Source organism: Actinomadura rudentiformis (assembly GCF_008923185.1).
In the GTDB taxonomy this organism is placed as follows: domain Bacteria; phylum Actinomycetota; class Actinomycetes; order Streptosporangiales; family Streptosporangiaceae; genus Spirillospora; species Spirillospora rudentiformis.
The window spans coordinates 1-20,824 of the sequence record NZ_WBMT01000004.1 but is presented as its reverse complement, the minus strand read 5'-3'; the positions used below and the strand labels follow the sequence as shown (position 1 = coordinate 20,824).

Sequence of the window (20,824 nt, the reverse complement as noted above, 5' to 3'; positions counted from 1 at the left end):
CGTCCCGACCGATCTACGGGAACCGCCGCAAGGCCGCCAGTTCCTCGTCCGTGAACACCGGAGCAACCATCAGGTACCTCCCGCCAAAGACCGAAGATCCCCAGCCGAGGAGCCTACCCAGCCATATCCGCCCGATCTTTCCCGGCCACTACGGCGACCCCATGATGGCGAGGGCGCCTCAGGTCTTCGGCGCGAACAGCACGCGCGGTTCGAGATCGAGTCGGGTGGCCGGGGCCTGGTCGGGCGGGGCGAGGTTGAGCGTCCAGTTCCCGAACCGGCGGACGGTGTGGGTGATGTAGGGCGAGACGGTGGCCAGGTCGTCCAGGTCGACGCTCTGCCCTTCGGCGGCGACGTCGTTGGCGGCGTCGGTGATGTCGCAGGCGGTGGAGTAGATGACGCAGTTGGCGATCAGCTCGTTGAACTTCACCACCTTCTCCTGGTGGTCGGGGTCGTTGTGGCCGATGAGCCTGCCGCCGAACATCAGCCAGTCGGCGAAGCCGTGGAATGCCTCGTTGCGGTTGGTGACCTGGGTGATCTGCTCACGCAGCTCCGGCTCGGACAGGTAGCGCAGCAGCGTGATGGTGCGGATCGCGCGGCCGAGTTCGCGGAAGGCGCGATACAGGCGGTTCTTGCGGGAGTGGTTGCCCAGCCGGCGCAGCAGCGTCACCGACGACAGCCGGTTCTCCCGGATCGAGATCGCGGTGCGCAGCAGATCGGGCCAGTGGTTCTCGATCAGTTCCCAGTCGACCACCTCGTCGCCGAACAGCGAGTCGATGTGGGCGTAGCGGGCCGCCTCGCTCGGCCGGTAGAAGATCAGGTCGTGCCAGTTGCGGATACGCGGCAGCAGGTCGAAGCCCAGCAGCGCGCCGAGACCGAAGACCGGCAGCGCCTGCCCTTGCGTGTCGGCATGGATGGTGTCGGGCTGGATGTCGGACTTGTTGGCCAGCAGCCCGTCGATGATGTACACCGCCTCCCATACCCCGCACGGGATGAACCTGCTGAACAGCGCGATGTAGGTGTTGGAGACGTGCCGGTAGGCGATCCCGCCGTACCCGCCGTACCGGATGGAAGTCTCGGCCAGCAGGTTGTTCTCCCAGGTGTCGATCTGCGAGCCGTCGGCCGCGACCGTCTTCCCGTCGCCCCACACGCTCGCGACGTCGAGCTTGTTGAAGGCGTTGATGACGTCCACCGACGCCTTGTCGATTTTGGTGGCGGTGGTGTGCTTGTTGCCCGCCAGTGACAGCTCGTGCACGCTGACCTGCCCGCGCATGTGTGCGGCGACCTGGGTCGGGCCCAGCAGGGTGCCGTGCGCGAACGCGGTCAGCACGTACCGGGCCATGGCGTTGCGGATCTTGGGGTCGGAGCCGGAGGCGGGGCCGAAGTGGCGGTGCCAGCCCAGCAGGTAGGCGGTGCGGGTGAGGATGTCCAGCAGCGCCCGCTGCGGCAGCCGGTCGTGGATGGCGGCCTCCAGCGCCAGCGCCGCGGGCCGCCGTTCGGCGCCCTTGCGGCGGCGCAGCACCGGCCGCCCGCCCTCCAGCAGCAGATCGGTGTTGCCCGGATAGCCCGCGTCGACCGCCGCGGCGGTGGTGGCGAGCTTGTCGCGGTAGTGCGCGGTCAGCGCGTCCGGCTCGGCCGGGATGCCCGCCTGGGCGCAGAACGCCGGCACCAGCGGACGGCACTCCTCCCACGACATCAGCTGGTCGTGCAGGTTGGCATAGGAGTCCGACCCAGCCACCGCAATGTCGCCCGAGCGCAGCTCGGCCGCCAGGTAGGAGAACACGCACACCTCCAGGTGGCGGCGCACCAGCATCCCGGGCCGGGTCTTGTCCCGCAGGATCTTGCGCCACTGCCCGGAGGCGAAGGCTTCCACGTTGATCCGCAGCCGCACCTTCACCGGATCGCCGGCAGGGCCGGGCCGTTCCACGGTGATCTCCTCGGGCACGAACGCGGCCTTGGCGCCGCGCAGCGCGCGCAAGAACTCCACCGCCTCCAGCACGCTGCGCTCGGCCGTGGTGGCCTCCAGCTCGATCGCGCCGGCCAGGGTGAACAGCGCGGAGCGGTGCGAGCGGTAGTGCTGGTCCAGCAGCGGAAAGTAGTTGTTGCCGTGGTGCGCCGAGACCGCCTCGTGCGCGCCGGCCAGCGCGTCCACCCCACCGGCCTGCTCCAGGGTCTTCAGCAGCGCGCGTTTGCCGGGGCGGGAGTGCTCAGCTGAGGCGGGATTGCAGGAGGCAGAATTCGTTGCCTTCGGGGTCGGCCAGGACGTGCCAGCTCTCCTCGCCGCTCTGGCCGACGTCGGCCGGGCGCGCCCCGAGTTGCAGGAGGCGTTCGAGTTCGGCGTCCTGATCGCGGTCGGTGGCGTTGACGTCGAAGTGCATCCGCAGCTTGCCCGTCTTGGGCTCTGTGTTGGGGCTGAAGATCAGAGTCGGCTGCAACCCGCCGAACCCTTCCTGCGGCCCGATCTCCACTCCCCCGTCATCCTCAGTGCCAAGCACGATGAAGCCCAGGACCTCGCACCAGAAGTCCGCCAGCCGTTGCGGATCCCGGCATTCAATTATCAGTTCGGAAATGCGACAAGCCATGATCGGCACCCTACGAGGCGTCAACCGCACGCAGCCAATCCGTACGGCCACCTGGTCGCCTTCCAGGCGCTGCGGGCGCCGGTGTACGTCGGTCGCCTGTGGGGCCGCTCACCACGCGGTGAAAAGAGGCTGACCGGCCGGTGGGTAGAGGCGGTAGTTCTCATGCTTCTTGAGCAGCGCCTCAAGCTGTTGCAGCAGCTCGCCGACGAGATGAGGTTTCTGGAAGATCAACGGCATCGGTTATTCTGGCGAGTGGCGGCAGCCGGAACGGGCGGCCGCGCGGCGGTGGGGCTCGCCGCACCCGAACCGCGGCATTGACGCCGCCAACAGTCCCTACTTGTGATCACACACGCCCGCATGGCCGGGCGGCTGCACGAGTAGGAGACGCGTATCCATGACTGCCCCCGGCGATCAGATCATCGAACCCATCGACCCCGACGTCGATCTGTCGGTCCCTGCTCAGCGGCGTGAGCTCGCCCGCGGGCAGGCGCCGGTGATCGCTGTGGTCGCGGTCGGCGGTGCCCTGGGGGCGGTGGCCCGTTATGGCGCCTCGCTGCTGTGGCCCGCCTCGGCAGGAGGTTTTCCCTGGACCACGCTGTTGGTCAACGCGGTCGGCTGCGCGTTGATCGGCGTGTTCATGGTGGTCATCACCGAGATATGGGCTGCGCACCGGCTGGTACGGCCGTTCGTCGGCACCGGCGTCCTCGGCGGCTTCACCACGTTCTCCACCTACGCCGTCGACATCCAGCAGCTGGTGGCGGGCGGCCATGCCCGAACCGGCCTGGTCTACCTGGCGGTCACGGTGCTGACCGCCCTGGCCTCGGTGTGGGTGGCGGCGGCCGCCACCCGCCGTTCGATCTCCTGGAGGCGCACGTGACCCGGCTCCACGGCACCGCCCTGCGGGTGACAATCTTCATCGGCGAGCATGACACCGTCCGCCATCGGCCCCTGTACAGCGAGATCGTCCGTCGCGCGCACCAGGCCGGTCTGGCAGGCGCCACCGTGTTCCGCGGCATCGAGGGGTTCGGCGCCTCTTCCCTGATCCACACCACCCGGCTGCTGTCGCTCAGTGAGGACCTGCCCGTGGCGATCATCATCGTCGACAGCCAGGAACGCGTCCGGGCGTTCCTGTCGCAACTCGACGAGCTGGTCACCGAGGGCCTGGTGATCCTCGACGAGGTCGAGGTCATCCGCTACGCCGGCCGGCAGGAGAGTAAGAAGTGAACTGGCTGCTGGTCATCGCCGGGGGCATGGTCGGGGCGCCGCTGCGGTATCTGACCGACCGCGCGATCCAGGACCGCCACGACACCGTGTTCCCCTGGGGCACGTTCACCGTCAACCTCGCCGGCTGTCTGGTGCTCGGCGTGCTCACCGGCGCGGTCAGCTACGGTGCCGCCTCCGGCTCGGTGCAGCTGCTGATCGGCACCGGGTTCTGCGGAGCGCTGACCACGTACTCCACCTTCTCCTACGAGACATTGCGGCTGGCCGAGACCGGTGCCGGATTCTTCGCCGCCGCCAACGTGATCGCAAGCGTGGTCGCGGGCCTGGGGGCCGCGTTCACCGGTGCCGCGCTCGCCCAGTCCATCTGGGCCTGACCCGCGTTCCACAGCAGGTTCGTCGCCGGGGGTCTGCAGCGCGCCGGCCAAGAGCCCGGCAGGGATGCAGGAGCTGCACGGACGTGAAGTGCGCGCTGCTCGCGGTCCGACATCGCGGTGGCCAGACTGTGGGCCAGCAAGTGTTTCCGGCGTCGACCGACAGGTGGGTGGTACGACGACGGCCGCCATCAGCAGCAGGCCGGTGGCGAGGATTTCGGCCAGCGTGCGCTGCGCTCGTCAACGCGCGGTGCGGGCCTGGCTGGCTGGTTATGGGACGCCGGCCGGTGCCGACTGGGCGGCGAGCAAGGTGGCCAGGCGGTCCAGGCTTGCGGGAAGCAGCCAGTAGTACACCCAGGTGCCGCGCCGCTGCGAGGCGATGAGCCCGGCCTCGCGCAGGATCTTCAGATGGTGGGAGATCGTCGGGGCGGTGACCTCGAACGCGCCGGTCAGCTCGCACACGCACACGCCCACACCGCTCTCGCGGCCGCCCGGATGGGCACCGATCAACGTCAGCAGCCGCAGCCGCACGGGGTCCGACAGCGCCTTGAACACCCGCGCCAGCTCGACCGCCTCGCCTTCGGGAAGCGGCTCGGCCACCAGCGGAGAGCAGCACCCGGCGGCGGAGATCACCAACGCCTCTTGATTCGACACGCCTCTAATTTGACAGATACCTAATCAGGGCGCAAACTCGGAGCTGTTTAGACATCCATCGAATCAGGGTGTCCTGATGAGGAGGTTCCTCATGTCCCGTGTGCAACTGGCCTTGCGAGTCCCCGACCTGCAGGCCTCGATCGAGTTCTACGGCAAGCTGTTCGGCGCAGAACCGGCCAAGGTCCGCGACGGCTACGCCAACTTCGCCATCGCCGAACCGCCGCTCAAGCTCGTCCTGATCGAGGGTCAGGACGAGGAGGCCACCCGGCTGGACCACCTGGGCGTGGAGGTCGAGGACTCCGGCCAGGTCACCGACACCGCCCAGCGACTCGAGGACTCGGGGCTGGTCACCCTGGAGGAGAACGACACCGCCTGCTGCTACGCCGTCCAGGACAAGGTGTGGGTCACCGGCCCCGGCAACGAACCCTGGGAGGTGTATGTGGTCAAGGCCGACGCCGACACCCTCGAAAAGGCCACAGACTCGGTCTGCTGCGCCGCGCCCGGCGCGGATGACCAGACCGCGGGGACCGACACGGCGGCCGTCCCGGCGGCGGTGGGCTCTGGCTGTTGCTGATCGATGCAGGATCCCGCGCACGAGCCCGGCCCCGCTGGCCGGGCTCGTGCGCGCAGGCAGCCTCGCGACTACCGGCCCACGGCTTTGAAGCAGAACGGTGGCGGGGTCGTGGATGGGCCGGTGCCGGACTCAGCACGAGTAAGGCATGGTGGCCCGCGCACGACCACGGCAATCTGGATGTCTCCTCTTGCGGTGCTGACCTCCGCAAAGCCGTTGAGCGGCCGACCTGGACACCACCGTCGATCGCGGTGAGGTGGACGCTCGCGGCCTCGTTGAGTTGATCTGGCCGTGGGCGCCATCCTCGCAGCACTGCTCGCCGAAGGCCTGGACGACGACGCGTCAGAGCTGCACGCCTCATGCCTGCGCCTAGCCGACGTGGGCGAACGGTTCGTCACGCGGGCACGCGAGTCCGGTGCGCTGCGTCCCGACGCGACCGGCGCGGACATCACCGTCCTCACGACCGCCGCCGCCTCTTTGCACGAGCACCTGTCCCCTACCGCCGCCGACCGCCTCATCACTCTCAGCCTGGCCGGCCTCGCACCGCGCCATCCCAGCGACGACGTGCAGGCACATCACGGTGGCCGACGTTAGCGCGCCGCTCAGTGTCGAGTTACCGCGAAAGGGCCTGGCCAGCTCATTGTGGGTGGTCGGTGCCGCTCAGCAGCCGCCAGCGCAGGAAGTGACCGGCCAGGCGCACGGACGGCGGCGCGGCTTGACTCGGCGACCCCGTGCTCGGGAGGATACATCAAACCGATTTGATGGAATATCGGCCCGGAAGGTGGGCGATGCCGCCGTCTGAATCACGCCCTGGAGGAGTCGCCGGAAAGGCGCCACTGACGTCCGGTGGCGGTCTCGTACGTCGCCTGGGCACCGGGGACGCGGTGGTGATCGGCCTGGGGTCGATGATCGGCGCCGGGATCTTCGCCGCCCTGGCCCCCGCCGCGCGCGCGGCAGGATCGGGGCTCTTGCTCGGCTTGGCACTGGCCGCGGTGGTCGCGTACTGCAACGCGACCTCGTCGGCGCGGCTGGCGGCCAAATACCCGGAGTCGGGCGGCACCTATGTGTACGGACGTGAGCGGCTCGGTGAGTTCTGGGGTTATCTGGCCGGGTGGGCGTTCGTGGTCGGCAAGACCGCCTCGTGCGCGGCGATGGCGTTGACCGTCGGGCTGTACGCCTGGCCGTCGCAGGCGCATGCGGTCGCGGTGGCCGCCGTTGTGGCGTTGACGGCGGTCAACTACGCCGGCGTGCACAAGTCGGCCGTGCTCACCCGCGCGATCGTCGCCGTCGTGCTCGCGGTGCTGGCCACCGTGGTCGTCATCGCTCTTTCCTCCGGCTCGGCGGAGGCCGCGCGGCTGGACATCGGCTCGGACGCCTCGCTCGGCGGGGTCATGCAGGCGGCGGGGCTGCTGTTCTTCGCGTTCGCCGGGTACGCCCGCATCGCCACGCTGGGCGAGGAGGTCCGTGACCCGGCCCGCACCATCCCACGCGCGATCCCGCTGGCGCTGGGGATCACGCTGCTGGTGTACGTGGCGGTCGCGGTGGCGGCGCTGATGGTGCTGGGCAGCGACGGTCTGGCCGGGGCGGTCGCGCCGCTGGCCGAGGTGGTCCGTGAGGCCGGCCTGCCCGGGCTGGCGCCCGTCGTCCAGATCGGTGCCGCGATCGCCGCGTTGGGGTCGCTGCTGGCACTCATCCTGGGCGTGTCGCGTACCACGTTGGCGATGGCCCGCGACCGTCACCTGCCGCACGTGCTGGCCGCAGTGCACCCGCGTTTCGGCGTCCCGCACCGGGCAGAGCTCGCGGTCGGCGCCGTGGTGGCGGTGCTGGCTGCGACGGCTGACCTGCGCGGTGTCATCGGGTTCTCGTCCTTCGGCGTCTTGGCGTACTACGCCGTCGCCAACGCCTCGGCCTGGACGCTGGCGCCGGACGAAGGCCGCCCGATCCGCCTCATCCCCGCGGTCGGCCTGGTGGGGTGCCTGGCCCTGGCGTTCGCCCTTCCCCTCTCGGCCGTGCTGACCGGCGCAGCGGTTTTGGCCGCCGGCGCCGCCTGGTACACGGCCCGCACACTGTTCAAGCGAGCGCGTCAGCGGTGACCGCAGGCGCCTGCAAGCGTCGGCCACAGCCCCCAAAGATGACCCCTCACGAGGATTAACGACAGCGCTTATTGACCCACTGACGGTCTCCGCCTAGATTTACGACATCGTTTATCCGCGCATGTGAGGCGGTAGTCGGCATGGCCAGGCAAATGGTCTACCGGTACGGGGAGAACGGCCTGTCTGAGGCGGAGGTGGAGGGCTGGTTCAACCCTGAGGAAGCCGAGGTGTTCGAAGAAGGCAAGGCCGTGACCGCGCAGGAGCGATGGGAACGCGAGATGAGAGGGTTTCGCGAAACCTTGTTCCATACCGAGTCTGGGCGCTGGGTTCTTCAGCGGTCTCCCCTCGGGCTCCGCGACGGCGTCGACCAGGACTCATCGAGATGGGAGTTCCTGAGCGGCGACGAACAGGCCGTCGAATGGTTGGTCGGCAACGGACACGAACAAGCGGTCGCGCGGCTGCTTCCCCATCTGCCCACCGAAAAGGGACCGGGTCGACCTGAGATCGGCGGCCGGGTCCAGGTACGGCTGGGAGAACTCCTGCCGCAAGTCGACCAGTATGCCGACCGGCATGGCCTCTCCCGCGCCGAGGCCGTGCGCATGTTGATCAGCGCTGGACTGGCAAGAGACGACGGATGACCAGGGCGCCAGGCGGGCCAGGACGTGTCCATCGCCGGCGCCAACGCGTCTGGCGCCTGGCACCTGTCGCCGACTTCTCCAGGCTCGGTGTTCTACGCGGTGGGCTCTCTCTGGCAGGTAACGTTGGTCTTGGGCAGGGTGCCTGAGGCCAGGTAGGCGTTGACGGCTTCGGTTACGCAGCGGTTGGGGTACACGCCGTAGAGGGCGTGGCGGCGAACGTTCCGGAGCGTGACCATGCGGGATGCGGGCAGCGTGCGGTGCAGGGCGACGGCGCCCTCGTACACGGTCCGGGTGTCACCCGTGGACTGGACGATCAGCGCCGGATGGTTGTTGCCGACTTTGGTGGGTGCCTCGACTGGGGCCGTCGGCCAGAACGCACAGGGGAACACCGTGTTGGCCAGCGGCCCGTACACCGGCTGGGTGGCGCGGCTGCGCTGGATGTTGCGCCAGTACCATTCGGGGTCGCGCGGCGCGGGCGCGTCACCGCAGAAGATGGCCACGTTCATCGACAGGGCGTTGTCGAGACCGGAGTCGGGCGGGCTCAGGTACTCCTTCAACGTGTCGGACGGTTCGAACTGTTCGCCCTTCGCGGCTCGGTGCAGCTCCCGCACGACCCCGGCCTGGTCGGCGAAGTAACGGTCGTCGGACATGATCCCGGCCAGCAGAGAAGGGATGATGTGCTCGTCGGCCCGGTACTGGCCGATCTCCAGGGGTCGGCGAGCCGCCTGGGCGATGATCCCTTCGACCGTGGCGCGCACCTTCCGCCGGGTGGCACCGAGCCTGTATTCGGCGTTCCGTCCGGCTGTCCAGGAGGCCCAGGCGTCGAGGTATCGCTCGTTGGCCGCGCCGATGTCGGGGAACGTCCGTACCGGATAGCGGGCCGGGTCAAGCGCACTGTCGAGCACGAGGCGATCGACCCTGGACGGGAACATCTCGGTGTAGACCGCTCCCAGGTACGTACCGTACGAGGTGCCGATGTACGACATCTTCGGCGCCTTCAGGAGGGCCCTGATCAGGTCCATGTCGCGGGCCGTGTTCCGGGTGGTGATGTGCGGGAGCAGGTCGGCGTGCCGTTCCTGGCAGCGCGCCACCTGTTCCTTCTCATAGGCGATGGTGCGGCGGAAGCCCGCTCGGTCGCGTCCGGCCGATCGGAGCCACTCCCCCGTCAGTCCGCAGTTGATCCGAGTGCTGCGGCCCACTCCGCGCGGGTCCATGCCGATCAGGTCGTACCGTGCGGCGAGCCCGGGACCCATGGCGGCGGACGTGAGCGCCGGGCCGTTCAGTCCGCGTCCGCCTGGACCGCCGCCCATACCGTGCATCAGGACTCCGATCCGGCCCTTGCCGGTGGCGGCGAGCCGCGAGATCGCCACGGTGATCGTTCGGCCGGTCGGGTTGTGGTAGTCGAGCGGGACGGTGACGTCCGCACAGCGCGCGCCCGCCTTGGCCAGTTCCTCGTCCTGGCAGGTCTTCCATTCGATGGCCTGGCGGGTGAACGGGACCACCGGGTCGGTGGCGGCGGCTGCCACGCCGGTCAGGCCCAGCGTGAGAACGGCGGCGATCGCGGTGATTCGCATCAGCAACTCCTCAGAATGGTGGTCGCCGCGTCGACGACGTGCTGCGACCCGTTCGGGTCGGTGGCTATCTCGTTGACGGTGACGTTGACCGCCAGACCTTGGCCGGTGACGCCGCCCCGGGTGCGCGTGCCCTCGATCGTTCCGCCGTGGCCCCAGAACGCACCGCCTCCTGGGAGGGGGAAGCGGATCAGCCCGAGCCCGTACGCCGCGCCCTCGGCCACACCGGCGGGCACCGTACGGCGCATCTCGGCCAGGACGGCGCGCGGCAGCAGGCGCCCGGCGAGTAGCGCGATGAAGAAACGGTTCAGATCGTGGCCGGTGGAGACCAGCGCCCCGGCCGTCCCCACGACGGAGGTGTTGATCCACCTCACCTCGGTGTGTCGGGGCGGCATGTACGCGCGGGCGTGCGGGCCCCGCAGGGTCTGCTCGGGGTAGCGCGGCCAGTAGGTGTGACGCAGCCCGAGCGGCCGGATGATCCGGCGGGTGATCTCCTCCTCGGCCGGTCGCCCGGTCACTTTCTCGATGAGGAGCCCGGCGATCAGGTAATTGGTGTTGCTGTACGACCAGCGCGTTCCCGGCTCGAACTCCGGCGGGTGGCGCAGCGCTGCCGCGACCAGGTCAGCGGCGCGGTAGCGGCTCCGCGAGTGCTCGGTGACATCGTTTGCGAAGTCGTAGAACCCGCTCTGCTGCCGCAACACCTGCCGTACGGTGGCGCCGCTCGCGATCTCCGGCAGGTAGCGGGAGATCGGCTGGTCCAGGACGACGCGCCCCTCGGCGACGAGCTGGAGAACGGTGGTCGCGGTGAACGCCTTGGTGTTGCTGGCGATCCGTACCCGCGCCAGGTGTGGGAAGGGCCGTCCGGTGCGAAGGTCCCCGGCTCCGCTGACGATCTCCTTGCTCCGTCCTCCTGGGTAGGTGATGACAGCCTGCGCCCCGGGCAGACCGTCCCGTTCCACCAGTTCGTCGAGCGCGCGTCGGGCGGCGCTCGTTGTGGGTGTCGCCAAGCCGGCGGACGAGGACGGCGATCCAGGTATCGCCAGGTCGGCGGGCGAGGACGGTGGTCTGGGCATCGCCAGGCCGACGGGCAGCGCCGCCGTGCCCGCGAGAAACCTCCGGCGGCCGATGTCGGGTGTTCGCAAAATGCGCCTCCAGCTGATTCGGGTCGTCCCCGCTGATTCAGGTCGTCCCGACGCTAGGGACGCACAGCGCGCAGATCGTCACCGTGCCGGACCAACCGCCGCGCAACTTTGGTCGCTTCGCCCCGACGGCACCCTGAAGAATCATGGGATGGCCAAGCATCCGTTCCGGTCCGACACCGCGCTGGCCGCCGGCTGCTCGATGTGGCACGTCGGGGGCTGGCTGGCGACCGGTCCCGTCCCGGCGGCCGGGCAGGCCGCCCTCGTCGGCGCGGTGATGTGCCTGCCGACGCTGCCGCTGGCGTGGCGGCGCGCCCATCCGTGGGTCTCGTTCGGCGGTGTCGTGGCCGGTTACTGCGTGTGGCTGCCGACCGTGGGGCATCGCATGACGAACCAGATCGCGATGCTCTTCGTGATGATCGCGCTCTATTCGGTCGCACGATGGACGGCCCCGCCCCGCAGCCTGGCCGCCCCCGCGGTCGTCGGCGCCGTGCTGATCGTTCCCGAGTTGGAGCGCACAGCGGCATCCGGCGCTCCCGTGTACGGGCTCGTCCTGGAGGGCACGGCCCTGACGGCGTTCCTCCTGGGCATCCCCGCATGCGTGTGGCTCGCCGGAGACGGGCGGCGCCGCGCCCACGAGGACGCCGCGCGGCTGCGCGAGCTGGCCGGGCGGCTGCGCACCGAGCGGGAGCTCAAGGCCCGCCACGCGGTGCTCACCGAACGTGCCCGGCTCGCCGGTGACCTGCACGACGTCATCGCGAGCCAGGTGAGCGCGATCGCGATCACCGCCCGTACCGCCGAAGGCGAGCAGGCCCGGCTGATCGCGGCCACCGCCGACCAGGCGCTGGAGGAGATGCGGCGGATCATCGGCCTTCTGGCCGACGGCGGCGAGGCGATCGAGCCCCGGGCTTCCCTGGCCGATCTGGATCGGCTGCTCAAGGTCGTGGAGGCGGCCGGCTGCCGCGTCACCGGGCCGGTGAGCCTGCCTGAACACCTCAGCCCGTCCGTGGAGACCTCGGTGTGCCGGATCATCCAGGAGGCGCTCACCAACGTGGTCAAGCACGCGGGGCCGACCGATGTCGAGGTCTCCCTGACCGAAATGCCGCTGACCGTCACCGTCACCAACGGCCCCCAAGCCCCCGGCCACCAGGCTGAGGGCGGCTCCGGGCTGGGCCTCATCGGGCTCAGAGAACGCGCGGCGCTCTATGGCGGGACCCTTGAAGCGGGCCCGCACCGAGGCGGCTGGCGAGTCAGCGCCGTCCTGCCCGCGGCGGAGCGGACATGATCGGGGTGCTGATCGCCGACGACCAGGAGATGGTCCGCAGCGGACTGCGGATGGTCGTCGACCGCCATGACGATCTGCGCGTCGTGGCGTTGGCCGCCGATGGCGAACAGGCCGTGGCCGCCGCGTTCGCGCACCGCCCGGACGTCATCGTCATGGACGTGCGGATGCCGCGCGCGACCGGGGTGGAGGCCACCGAACGCATCCTGCGGGACTGGCCACACCCCGAGCCGCGGCCCCGCGTGATCGTGCTGACCACGTTCGACCTGGACGAGTACGTGCATTCGGCGCTCAGGGCGGGCGCGAGCGGATTCCTCCTCAAGAACACCTCCCCGGACTACCTCGCCGACGCCATCCGCACGGTCGTACGAGGTGAGGCCATGCTCGCCCCCTCCGTGACGCAGCGCCTCATCCGCACGTTCGTCGCCGCCCCGCCGCCCACCGTCGACAGCCCCTTGGACGTGCTCACCCAGCGCGAGACGGACGTGTTGCTGCTGGTCGCGCAGGGCATGTCGAACGCCGAGATCGGCGCGGAACTCGGCCTGTCCGCCCCGACCGTCAAGAGCCGCATCAACCGCATCTTCACCCGCCTCGGTGTCAGCAACCGCGTGCAAGCCGCCCTCCTCGCCCACAACGCAGGTCTGCTCGACCAGCTCCCCTAGACCCGTCTCGAAGCCGGCCACGAACGTCGGCGGGCCTCACCTTGCGGAGAGCTGGGCCGCCTCCGATGAGTTTCGATCACGGTCAAGGTCCAACCTCCGAAACGACTGAGAGGAGAGGTCCTAGTGGACTTGTACAGCGTCATGTCGGTGAGTGACCGGACCAAGGCACTGGAGTGGTACGGGGTGTTCTTCGGGCGGCCGGCGGACGAGGTCATCGGCGAGGAGCACCTCTGGCAGGTCGGCGAGAACGCCTGGATCGTCGTCGACGACCGGGACGTGCGCAGCGAGCGGGTGGGCGGCGCCATGATCACATTCGGGGTGACCGACCTCGACGACATCCTGGCCCGCCTCGCCGCGCACGGCATCGGGCACGGACCGCTGGAGACCTACAGCAACGGCGTACGCCACGTCGAGGTGCTGGACCCGGACGGCAACAGCCTGTCACTCGCCGAGGCGCCCGCCCAGTAGGTCATACGTCATCATCGAGCACCACGAGATCGGCGAACACCGGCCGGATCCGTCCGGAGCGGCGTGTTCAGTGCCGTTCCAGCTCCACCTTGGGGAGCAGGCGGGCCAGTGGTGCCGGTAGCCACCAGGCACGGCTGCCCATCAGCTCCATCGCCGCTGGAACGATCAGGCAGCGGATGATGACCGCGTCCACGAAAATCGCCACCGCCATGCCGAAGCCGGTCTGCTGGAGCAGGCGTTGCGGGCTGAGCATGAACGCGCCGAAGATCACAATCATGATCGCGCCCGCTGCCGTGATCACCGAGCCGGTGTGGGCCAGCCCCTCCCGTACGGCGTGGGAGGGGTCGTCCTTGGAACGCGTCCACTCCTCGTGGATCCGCGAGATCAGGAAGATCTCGTAGTCCATGGAAAGGCCGAAGACGATGGCGAAGACCATCACCGGCAGATACGCCTCGATCGGGCCGGGTTCCACTCCGAACAAGCCGTCCTGGAACACCAGCTTCATCGCGCCGAGCGCGGCGCCGATGCTGAGCAGGTTCAGCAGCGCGGCCTTCAGCGGGATGAGCACCGAGCGGAAGACCGCCATCAGCAGGAGCACGGAGAGGCCGACGACGATGGCCATGAACAGCGGCAACCGGTCGGAGACCTTGCCGGAGTAGTCCTCGGAGGCGGCCGTGGCCCCGCCGACCAGATACTGCGCGCCGTTCTGCGCGGACAGCTTCGGCAGGACGTCGTCGCGCAGGGTGCCGACGAGGTCGGACGTCTCCTTGTCCTGCGGCGCGGAGGCCGGGAAGACCAGGACGGTCGCGGCCTTGCCGTCCGGCGTGGGCATCGGGTCTGCGGCTGCCCGGATGCCCGGGGTTCCGTTCAGCGCCCGGGTCGCTGCGGCGGCGGCCTGCGGGGCTCCGTCGGTCACCACCAGCAGCGGGCCGTTGAATCCGGGGCCGAAGCCTTCGGAGAGCAGGTCGTAGGCCTGCCGGCTGGTGGTGTCGGGCGCGTCGCTGCCCGCGTCGGAGAAGCCGAGCCGCATTCCGAATGCCGGGAGGACCAGGGCGCCGAGGAGCACCGCAGCGGTCAGCAGGGCGGCCAGCGGTCGCCGCTGCACCACGGCCGCGAGCCGGCGCCAGACGGTGCCCTCGGCGGCCTTGCCCTTGGCGTGCCGCCGCTCGGCGCGCCGGGTGAACTGGCGGGCGAAGCGGCGGCCGAAGATGCCGAGCAACGCGGGCAGCAGGGTCAGGGCGGCGAGCATGGTCACCAGCACCGTCAGCGCGACCGACAGCGCCATGCCCTGCAGCGAACCGAGGCCGAGGGCGACGAGGCCGAGCAGTGCCAGGATGACGGTGCAGCCTGCGAAGAACACCGAACGGCCCGCGGCGTCCATCGCGTTCACGGTGGCCTGTTCCGGCTCCGTGCCGCACATGAGCTCGGCGCGGTAGCGAGCGAAGATCAGCAGCGCGTAGTCGATCCCGACGCCGAGGCCGACGAGGGTCATCACCGGCGGGGTCCAGTCGGCGATCGTGAACACGTGTGACGCCACGACGATGATGCCGATGGTCGACCCGACGGCGAACAGGGCGATGATGATGGGCAGTCCGGCGGCGATGACCGTCCCGAACATCAGGACCAGGATGACCAGCGCGGCCAGCAGGCCCACGCCCTCCGCGGCGCCGGTCCCGCCCTCTCCGAGCAACCGGGCCGCGTCGCCACCCAGCTCGGCCTGGAGCCCGTCACCCTCGGCCTGCTGGGCGGCGTCGAAGATGCGCTGGGTGTCGGCTTTCGGCATATCGTCCGATGGAACGTCGAGCACCACGGTGGCGTAGCCGATCGTGCCGTCCTTGGAGATGGCGCCCTCGCCGTCGTACGGGCTGTGGACCTGACCGACCTTGGGCAGTCGGGCGACGTCGTCGAGCATGGTCTTGACACGCTGCTGGACGCCGGGCTTGCGCAGGCCGCCGTCGTCGCGCAGGACGATCTCGACCGTGTCCCCGGCGCGGGCAGCGCCATGCTTTGCCAGCAGGTCGGCCGCCTGTTGCGACTCGGTGCCGGGAAGCGTGAAGTTGTTGCGGTAGTCGTCACCCGCGACCGACGCGACGGTCCAGGCGCCGCCCATGACCGCCACCCAGAGGATCAGGGCGAGCCATCTGCGGCGGTGGGCGAAACCCGCGATGCGGGCGAACACCCCTTTCTGTACGGGTGGACGGGTGCTGTCTTCTCGGTTCAGCTCGGTAAGCGTCATGATCTCTTTCCGGAGGTTCGTCAAGCGTCCGCAGGCCGGCCTAGGCGTCGCGCAACGTGCCGGCCTAGGCGTCGCGCAACGTGCCGGCCTAGGCGTCGCGCAACGTGCCGGCCTAGGCGTCGGCCGCCTGTTGACGACGGGTCGGCCTGGGCGTCGGCCGCCTGTCGAGGACGGGTCGGCCTGGGTGTCGGCAGCCTGTTGACGACGTAGCCGTCCGAGGTGTGACACGGACATCCGCCGGCAGGGAGCCGTGTCACACCTGGACCGGCTGTGTCGTCAACAGGGCATGGGAAGATCAGAACGAGACGCCGAGGAGATGCTGGCGCGGTCCTTCGAGGCCCACCGGTCGCGGCTGCTGCGAGTGGCGTACACGACGACGGGCTCGCTGGTCGAGGCCGAGGACTGCGTACAGGAGGCGTGGCTGCGGCTCCGGGGCCTCGACGATCCGGGTGCGGTCCGTGACCTCGCCGCCTGGCTGACGACCACCGTCAGCAGGCTGGCGCTCGACGCCCTGGGCAGCGCGCGTGCGCGCCGGGAGCGCTATGTCGGAACGTGGCTGCCGGAGCCGCTGGTCGAGGCCCGTTCCCATGACCCGGCCGACCGGGTGACGCTGGACGAGTCGGTGAGCATGGCGCTGCTCGTCGTCCTGGAGCAGCTCTCCCCCGCCGAACGCACCGCGTTCGTGCTGCACGACGTCTTCGGCGTCCCCTTTCCCGAGATCGCCGAGGCCGTCGGCCGTTCAACGGCGGCGGTACGCCAGCTGGCCTCGCGGGCGCGCCGGCAGGTCGAGGGCGGACGGCCGCGAACGCCCGCCACGGCAGCCGAACAGCGGGAGCTGGTCAACGCGTTCACGGCCGCCTGCGAGGACGGCGATCTGCCGGGGCTCATCGCGCTGCTCGACCCGGACATCGTGCTGCGCGCTGACGGGGGCGGCAAGGTCGCCACGCTGCCGCGCCTCGTACGGGGCGCCGCACGAGTGGCCGCCGCGCTGCTCAGCTACGGCAAGGGCCCGATGAACGCGCGCATCGTCGATGTCAACGGCGCTCCAGGCCTGGTGGTCCGGGACGACGACGGCGTCTTGACGGTCGCCGCGTTCACGATGGACGCCGGGCGGATCACCGCAATCGACGTGGTCCGCAACCCGGACAAGCTCGCGAAGGTCCCGGACCTGCACTGAGGCCTCACGCTGCCAGTCGCGCTGCGCGCCGTCCGGGAGGCGGTGAGCTGCGGTCGGCCCGCTGGATATAGAAGCGATGTGAGGCATCTGCAGGTATCCGCTGCGAGGTGCGCTCGTAGGGAAGGGACCATTAGCGTCTGGCGGATTCGATGTCTCCGTCGCTGCGGCGCGGTTTCGTTGCCCAGGAAGGGAGCCAGGCTGGCTCGGGGAGCGGTGTAAGGCTTCCGAAGTGGTTGATGATCGCCCGGAGTCCTGGATGTGGATTCGTTCTGGGGAAGATGAGCGAGAGCGGATATGCGAGCGTCGGATTCACGATCGGGATGCGGCGTAGGTCGTAATTCGTCGGCCAGATGTACCGGTCGCGCGCGCCTACGAGGGTGGCCACGTCTGCGGAGTCCGCGAGGGTGTCTTGAAGAACCTCGTTGCCGAAGTTCGGGCCCGCGGCGTCGATGCGCAGGTCGAAGTCGGTGACGAGCTGATCGTAGAACTCTGCCCATTCGCTTCGGGGCGCGATACCCGGCACCCATATCCGGTGCTTGCGCAGCCGGGATGGTGTCAGTGTTCGTGCGGAGGCGAGCGGATGCCTCGGGCCGACGAGGAGCTCCAGCGGTGAGTCGAACGCGTGGATCATTTGCACGTCGCGCGGCAGCGCGGCCGGGTCGGTGATGGTGCGGAACGAGGCGTCGATCTCGCCTGCCTGGACGGCGGCGACCGCCTCGCGCGGGTCGTTGACCCTGAGGGTCACCACGTCGAGGTCGGTTTCGGGATGCGAACGCCAATAGTCGTGCAGGACGACGGCCTGTGCGGATCGTAGGCCGAGAACGTCGATCCGAAGGGCCCGCGAGCCCGGTCTGATCGCGGTGATGGCGCGATCGACACCTGTGATGATGTTCCGGGCGTGCGGGAGGAAGGCTTGGCCGTCGAGGGTCAGCTCGACCCCTCGGGCGGTGCGGGTGAACAACCGGACGTCGAGTTTGCGCTCGAGCGTTGCGATCCGCTTCGACACGGCCTGTTGCGTCACGCCGAGCTCGTCGGCCGCGTGTTGCAGCTGTCCGAGCTCGGCCGCACGGACGAACGATCGCACCGCCTCGGTATCCACTGATCCAGCTTATGCGTGCCCAACTGTTCGTTGTGGCTGGCCAGGAACCGGTTGTTTGATCCCGTGGTGGTGCGGCTGGTGCGATTCAGTGACCCGCACATCGGTTGTCGCGAGAGAGCCGCATGCGCGTGCAGCTGGGGCGCAAGTCTTCCCAGTCACCCGTACGCCAGAAAGGGCCGTTGCATGTCCAGCGACCGTCTCATGCGCATCCACAGCGCCGAATTCCAGGCCATGGCCGAGAGGGTCCTGCGGGCCACCGAGCTCACCTCCCGCCTGAACGTCCTGCCCTTCGAGGACGAAGCGGCCAAGACGGAACTGTTCGAACAGATCCTCGGCAGGCCGCTGCCGACGAGAGTCACGATCTATCCGCCCTTCTACACCGACCACGGCTTTCACCTGGAACTCGCCGAGCGAGTGTTCATCAACCAGAACTGCACGTTCCTGGACTACGCCGGCATCCGGCTCGGCGAGGGCGTGATGGTCGGACCAAAGGCCACGTTCATCACCGTCGGTCACCCGGTCGATCCTGAGGAGCGACGGAGGTGGCTTAGCGGCGCGCCCATCGACGTGGCGGAGAACGTGTGGATCGGCGCCGGTGCCACGATCCTGCCCGGCGTCAGCATTGGCCGTGATGCCGTGGTCGCCGCCGGCGCGGTCGTGGCCGAGGACGTCCCGCCGGCAAGCCTGGTGACCGGCAGCAAGGCAACCGTGCACCGCCGGTGGTGACGACCTCCCGGACCGCAGGTCAACCCAGTCGGTTGGAGACTTCCCCGGTGCTACTGGCACCGCTTCCGCTGCTCACCCGCGATCGAGGCGACGCGTCGGCCAGGAGTTGATCGCTTCCTATCAGGCTCCCGGCAGGTTCCCGGTCAGGTTTCTGTCAGGCTGTGGATGACGCCGGCCCGAGAGCCTGCCGCTTGTCTCAGCGGACGGCTCCCGGGCCGGGTCAGTTCGTTCCTCAGATGTCGTCGATGTTCATTGCCCCTTCGTTGGGACGACGGGACAGGTCGATGCCGAGCTCCTCCGCTGCGCGGAAGACGTCCTCGTCGGTGTCTCGCATCTCGATGGACATGCCGTCGCTGGAGAGCACCTCGACGTTGAGGCAGAGCGACTGCATTTCCTTGATGAGGACCTTGAAGGACTCGGGAATGCCGGGCTCGGGGATGTTCTCGCCCTTGACGATGGCCTCGTAGACCTTCACGCGGCCGAGCACGTCGTCGGACTTGATCGTCAGCAGCTCCTGGAGGGCGTAGGCGGCGCCGTAGGCCTCCAGGGCCCACACTTCCATCTCACCGAAGCGCTGGCCGCCGAACTGGGCCTTACCGCCGAGCGGCTGCTGGGTGATCATGGAGTACGGGCCGGTCGAACGAGCGTGGATCTTGTCGTCGACCAGGTGGTGGAGTTTGAGGATGTAGATGTAGCCGACCGAGATCGGGTGGGGGAAGGGCTCGCCGGTACGGCCGTCGAACAGCCGCGCCTTGCCGCTGGGCATCACCATCCGGTCGCCTTCGCGGTTGACGAGGGTGCTCTCCAGCAGGCCGGTGATCTCCTCTTCGCTGGCACCGTCGAAGACCGGGGTGGCCATGTTGGTGCGCGGCTCGACGCGGTCGAAGCCGTTCGCGCGCAGTTGTTCGGCCCACTCCTCCTCCACCCCGCTGATGTCCCAGCCTTGGGCGGCGATCCAGCCGAGGTGGGTTTCGAGTACCTGGCCGACGTTCATACGGCCGGGCACGCCGAGGGGGTTGAGGACGATGTCGACGGGGGTGCCGTCTTCGAGGAAGGGCATGTCCTCTACCGGCAGCACCTTGGAGATGACGCCCTTGTTGCCGTGCCGGCCCGCGAGCTTGTCCCCGTCGGTGATCTTGCGCTTCTGCGCCACGTACACCCGGACCAGCTCGTTGACACCGGGCGGGAGTTCGTCGCCTTCGTCGCGGGAGAACACCCGTACGCCGATGATCTTGCCCTGCTGGCCGTGCGGCACCTTCAGTGAGGTGTCACGCACCTCACGCGCCTTCTCCCCGAAGATCGCGCGCAGCAGCCGCTCTTCCGGGGTCAGCTCGGTCTCCCCCTTGGGGGTGACCTTGCCGACCAGGATGTCACCGGGCGCCACGTCGGCGCCGATGCGGATGATGCCGCGCTCGTCGAGATCGGCCAGCACCTCTTCGGAGACGTTCGGGATGTCCCGGGTGATCTCCTCAGGCCCCAGCTTGGTGTCGCGGGCGTCGACCTCGTGCTCCTCGATGTGAATCGAGGACAGCACGTCGTCCTGCACCAGCCGCTGGCTAAGGATGATCGCGTCTTCGTAGTTGTGGCCCTCCCACGGCATGAACGCCACCAGCAGGTTCTTGCCGAGCGCCATCTCGCCCTGGTCGGTGCACGGGCCGTCGGCGATGACCTGGTTGGCCTCGACTCGGTCGCCTTCAGCGACGATGGGCTTCTGGTTGTACGAGGTGCCCTGGTTGGACCGCTTGAACTTCGTCACGCGATACGTCATCCGCGTGCCGTCGTCGTTCATGACCGAGATGTAGTCGGCGGAGACCTCCTCCACCACGCCGGCTTTCTCAGTGGTGATCACGTCACCGGCGTCGACGGCGGCGCGGTATTCCATGCCGGTGCCCACCAGCGGCGCCTCACTGCGCAGCAACGGCACCGCCTGGCGCTGCATGTTGGAACCCATCAGCGCCCGGTTGGCGTCGTCATGCTCCAGGAACGGGATCATCGCCGTCGCGACCGAGGTCATCTGCCGCGCGGAGACGTCCATGTAGTGGACCTCCGTTGGAGGAACGAGGTCGACCTCGCCGCCCTTCTTGCGGACCAGGACCTTCTGCTCGACGAACGCTCCCTCCTCATTCATGAGGGAGTTGGCCTGGGCGACGACGAAACGGTCCTCTTCATCGGCGGTGAGGTAGTCGATCTGGTCGGTGACCACACCGTTGTCGACCTTGCGGTACGGGGTCTCGACGAACCCGAACGGGTTGACCCGCCCGAACGCCGCCAACGACCCGATCAGGCCGATGTTCGGCCCCTCAGGCGTCTCGATCGGACACATCCGCCCGTAGTGCG

21 protein-coding genes are annotated in these 20,824 nt (G+C 69.0%); 12 read left to right on the top strand and 9 right to left on the bottom strand.

From position 1 onward, the window contains the following. Positions 1-178: 178 nt before the first annotated feature. From F8566_RS09185 to F8566_RS52200, 3 genes are all read right to left on the bottom strand, one after another. Complete coding sequence (locus tag F8566_RS09185) at positions 179-2,149, bottom strand: transposase (RefSeq protein WP_225992997.1); 1,971 nt, start codon at positions 2,147-2,149, stop codon at positions 179-181. 55 nt (positions 2,150-2,204) lie between these two features. Further along, positions 2,205-2,579: a VOC family protein gene (locus F8566_RS09180; RefSeq protein WP_151559560.1), complete on the bottom strand. Its 375-nt coding sequence runs from the start codon at positions 2,577-2,579 to the stop codon at positions 2,205-2,207. Positions 2,580-2,687: 108 nt separating this feature from the next. After that, a complete protein-coding gene (locus tag F8566_RS52200; RefSeq protein ID WP_264159295.1) occupies positions 2,688-2,816 on the bottom strand; it encodes a hypothetical protein in 129 nt (42 codons plus the stop codon). Between the two features lie 157 nt (positions 2,817-2,973). On the opposite strand from F8566_RS52200, the gene F8566_RS09175 reads away from it, so the two are divergent. Genes F8566_RS09175 through crcB form a run of 3 tightly spaced genes read left to right on the top strand, consistent with a single transcriptional unit; the run spans position 2,974 to position 4,174 of the window. Next, the gene (locus tag F8566_RS09175) at positions 2,974-3,456 is read left to right on the top strand and encodes a fluoride efflux transporter FluC (protein ID WP_151559559.1); all 483 of its coding nucleotides are present in this window, start codon (positions 2,974-2,976) and stop codon (positions 3,454-3,456) included. Beyond that, entirely contained in the window at positions 3,453-3,803 is a 351-nt protein-coding gene (locus F8566_RS09170; protein WP_151559558.1) for a DUF190 domain-containing protein, read from the top strand. The genes F8566_RS09175 and F8566_RS09170 overlap by 4 nt, the downstream gene beginning before the upstream one ends. Further along, entirely contained in the window at positions 3,800-4,174 is a 375-nt protein-coding gene (crcB, locus tag F8566_RS09165; protein ID WP_151559557.1) for a fluoride efflux transporter CrcB, read from the top strand. Before F8566_RS09170 ends, crcB begins: the two co-directional genes overlap by 4 nt. Positions 4,175-4,441: 267 nt before the next feature. On the opposite strand, the gene F8566_RS09160 is transcribed toward crcB, so the two are convergent. Continuing rightward, positions 4,442-4,825, bottom strand: a complete 384-nt coding sequence (locus tag F8566_RS09160) for an ArsR/SmtB family transcription factor (RefSeq protein WP_225992996.1) — start codon at positions 4,823-4,825, stop codon at positions 4,442-4,444. A 91-nt stretch (positions 4,826-4,916) separates the two neighbouring features. On the opposite strand from F8566_RS09160, the gene F8566_RS09155 reads away from it, so the two are divergent. The 4 genes from F8566_RS09155 to F8566_RS50960 all read left to right on the top strand — a co-directional run bounded on the left by F8566_RS09155 (position 4,917) and on the right by F8566_RS50960 (position 8,127). Continuing rightward, positions 4,917-5,399: an ArsI/CadI family heavy metal resistance metalloenzyme gene (locus tag F8566_RS09155; protein WP_151559556.1), complete on the top strand. Its 483-nt coding sequence runs from the start codon at positions 4,917-4,919 to the stop codon at positions 5,397-5,399. A 288-nt stretch (positions 5,400-5,687) separates the two neighbouring features. Beyond that, positions 5,688-5,990 (top strand): SbtR family transcriptional regulator, encoded by a 303-nt coding sequence (locus tag F8566_RS09150; RefSeq protein WP_151559555.1) that lies wholly within the window; start codon positions 5,688-5,690, stop codon positions 5,988-5,990. A 194-nt stretch (positions 5,991-6,184) separates the two neighbouring features. Then, complete coding sequence (locus F8566_RS09145) at positions 6,185-7,489, top strand: APC family permease (RefSeq protein ID WP_151559554.1); 1,305 nt, start codon at positions 6,185-6,187, stop codon at positions 7,487-7,489. A gap of 194 nt (positions 7,490-7,683) precedes the next feature. Next, positions 7,684-8,127: a hypothetical protein gene (locus tag F8566_RS50960; protein ID WP_225992995.1), complete on the top strand. Its 444-nt coding sequence runs from the start codon at positions 7,684-7,686 to the stop codon at positions 8,125-8,127. A 92-nt stretch (positions 8,128-8,219) separates the two neighbouring features. On the opposite strand, the gene F8566_RS09135 is transcribed toward F8566_RS50960, so the two are convergent. Together F8566_RS09135 and F8566_RS09130 are read right to left on the bottom strand one after the other, a co-directional pair. After that, entirely contained in the window at positions 8,220-9,701 is a 1,482-nt protein-coding gene (locus tag F8566_RS09135; protein ID WP_151559553.1) for an alpha/beta hydrolase, read from the bottom strand. Continuing rightward, positions 9,701-10,840 (bottom strand): serine hydrolase domain-containing protein, encoded by a 1,140-nt coding sequence (locus F8566_RS09130; RefSeq protein WP_225992994.1) that lies wholly within the window; start codon positions 10,838-10,840, stop codon positions 9,701-9,703. The genes F8566_RS09135 and F8566_RS09130 overlap by 1 nt, the downstream gene beginning before the upstream one ends. 148 nt (positions 10,841-10,988) lie before the next feature. On the opposite strand from F8566_RS09130, the gene F8566_RS09125 reads away from it, so the two are divergent. The 3 genes from F8566_RS09125 to F8566_RS09115 all read left to right on the top strand — a co-directional run bounded on the left by F8566_RS09125 (position 10,989) and on the right by F8566_RS09115 (position 13,249). Continuing rightward, a complete protein-coding gene (locus F8566_RS09125; protein WP_192809596.1) occupies positions 10,989-12,122 on the top strand; it encodes a sensor histidine kinase in 1,134 nt (377 codons plus the stop codon). Then, positions 12,119-12,781: a response regulator gene (locus F8566_RS09120; protein WP_151559551.1), complete on the top strand. Its 663-nt coding sequence runs from the start codon at positions 12,119-12,121 to the stop codon at positions 12,779-12,781. The genes F8566_RS09125 and F8566_RS09120 overlap by 4 nt, the downstream gene beginning before the upstream one ends. A gap of 123 nt (positions 12,782-12,904) precedes the next feature. Further along, a complete protein-coding gene (locus F8566_RS09115; RefSeq protein WP_151559550.1) occupies positions 12,905-13,249 on the top strand; it encodes a VOC family protein in 345 nt (114 codons plus the stop codon). A gap of 67 nt (positions 13,250-13,316) precedes the next feature. Here the strand turns inward: F8566_RS09115 and F8566_RS09110 are convergent, their stop codons facing one another. Continuing rightward, positions 13,317-15,485 carry an MMPL family transporter gene (locus tag F8566_RS09110; RefSeq protein ID WP_192809595.1) on the bottom strand — a complete coding sequence of 723 codons (2,169 nt, stop codon included), beginning with the start codon at positions 15,483-15,485 and terminating at the stop codon, positions 13,317-13,319. A gap of 286 nt (positions 15,486-15,771) precedes the next feature. Here F8566_RS09110 and sigJ point away from each other — a divergent pair, with 286 nt between their 5' ends. Next, a complete protein-coding gene (gene sigJ, locus F8566_RS09105; RefSeq protein ID WP_151559549.1) occupies positions 15,772-16,662 on the top strand; it encodes an RNA polymerase sigma factor SigJ in 891 nt (296 codons plus the stop codon). A 130-nt stretch (positions 16,663-16,792) separates the two neighbouring features. Here sigJ and F8566_RS09100 read toward each other — a convergent pair whose 3' ends face one another. Then, entirely contained in the window at positions 16,793-17,761 is a 969-nt protein-coding gene (locus F8566_RS09100; RefSeq protein WP_151559548.1) for a LysR family transcriptional regulator, read from the bottom strand. Between the two features lie 183 nt (positions 17,762-17,944). On the opposite strand from F8566_RS09100, the gene F8566_RS09095 reads away from it, so the two are divergent. Beyond that, positions 17,945-18,487, top strand: a complete 543-nt coding sequence (locus F8566_RS09095; protein WP_151559547.1) for a DapH/DapD/GlmU-related protein — start codon at positions 17,945-17,947, stop codon at positions 18,485-18,487. Between the two features lie 232 nt (positions 18,488-18,719). On the opposite strand, the gene rpoB is transcribed toward F8566_RS09095, so the two are convergent. Then, a partial coding sequence (gene rpoB, locus F8566_RS09090) for a DNA-directed RNA polymerase subunit beta (RefSeq protein WP_151559546.1) occupies positions 18,720-20,824 on the bottom strand: 2,105 nt, incomplete at its 5' end.

What these genes read in the sequence shown, in the direction of transcription:
- F8566_RS09180 (WP_151559560.1), bottom strand. Translation starts at nt 2,579, where the DNA reads ATGGCTTGTCGCATTTCCGAACTGATAATTGAATGCCGGGATCCGCAA.
- F8566_RS52200 (WP_264159295.1), bottom strand. Translation starts at nt 2,816, where the DNA reads ATGCCGTTGATCTTCCAGAAACCTCATCTCGTCGGCGAGCTGCTGCAA.
- F8566_RS09175 (WP_151559559.1), top strand. Translation starts at nt 2,974, where the DNA reads ATGACTGCCCCCGGCGATCAGATCATCGAACCCATCGACCCCGACGTC.
- F8566_RS09155 (WP_151559556.1), top strand. Translation starts at nt 4,917, where the DNA reads ATGTCCCGTGTGCAACTGGCCTTGCGAGTCCCCGACCTGCAGGCCTCG.
- F8566_RS09145 (WP_151559554.1), top strand. Translation starts at nt 6,185, where the DNA reads ATGCCGCCGTCTGAATCACGCCCTGGAGGAGTCGCCGGAAAGGCGCCA.
- F8566_RS09135 (WP_151559553.1), bottom strand. Translation starts at nt 9,701, where the DNA reads ATGCGAATCACCGCGATCGCCGCCGTTCTCACGCTGGGCCTGACCGGC.
- F8566_RS09125 (WP_192809596.1), top strand. Translation starts at nt 10,989, where the DNA reads ATGGCCAAGCATCCGTTCCGGTCCGACACCGCGCTGGCCGCCGGCTGC.
- F8566_RS09120 (WP_151559551.1), top strand. Translation starts at nt 12,119, where the DNA reads ATGATCGGGGTGCTGATCGCCGACGACCAGGAGATGGTCCGCAGCGGA.
- F8566_RS09110 (WP_192809595.1), bottom strand. Translation starts at nt 15,485, where the DNA reads ATGACGCTTACCGAGCTGAACCGAGAAGACAGCACCCGTCCACCCGTA.
- sigJ (WP_151559549.1), top strand. Translation starts at nt 15,772, where the DNA reads ATGGGAAGATCAGAACGAGACGCCGAGGAGATGCTGGCGCGGTCCTTC.
- F8566_RS09095 (WP_151559547.1), top strand. Translation starts at nt 17,945, where the DNA reads ATGTCCAGCGACCGTCTCATGCGCATCCACAGCGCCGAATTCCAGGCC.